The 574-nt window shown below is 32.6% G+C and carries 1 pseudogene; it reads left to right on the top strand.

Annotation, left to right across the window (positions count from 1 at the left end):
* Positions 1–21: 21 nt before the first annotated feature.
* A pseudogene (locus tag ACFIQC_RS10185) lies at positions 22–574 on the top strand (hypothetical protein); the annotation flags it as partial.

Here is a 574-nt window from a genome sequence, read left to right as displayed (position 1 = left end):
TATATGCGATTACGGTTACGTATGTTGCATACTGGTGAACCTCTTTTTTATAATATTAAAGTTTTATCTAATTACACGGGTTATTCAGTGAAGAAGTTTGAAGCGGCACTGAATGTTTTGCTTGAAGAAGGATATTTCATTCGTTTAGCAGATGGTCGCTTGTGGAATTTAGATGTTGAAGAAGAGCTTACTAACTCTCATGAGAGTTTAGAAAAGGTATCAAAAGCATCACGATCAAAGAGATTATCGGAGAGAGCAAAGAAAGCAGCGCAGGCAAGATGGGATAAACATACAACTTATACTTGTGATGCTTGTGATGATGCTCAAGTTACTGAAAATACTGATAAAAACGATGCTAAAGCAATGCTTAATGATGCTAAAACGATGCTTAATGATGCTAAGCATGCTAAGCATGATGCTAAAGCGATGCTTAATGATGCCTATATATATAACAATAACATTAACAATAACATTAACAATAACAATAAAAATAAAACTATTATTTTATCAAAAAGAGAAATTGATTTTGAAAATTTAGAAACAAACGATTTTGTTGAAAAGGCAATCGAGTGTG

Source organism: Bartonella sp. AA126HLJHH (assembly GCF_042197425.1).
Classification (GTDB): Bacteria; Pseudomonadota; Alphaproteobacteria; order Rhizobiales; family Rhizobiaceae; genus Bartonella.
This window is presented reverse-complemented; position numbering and strand designations above follow the sequence as displayed.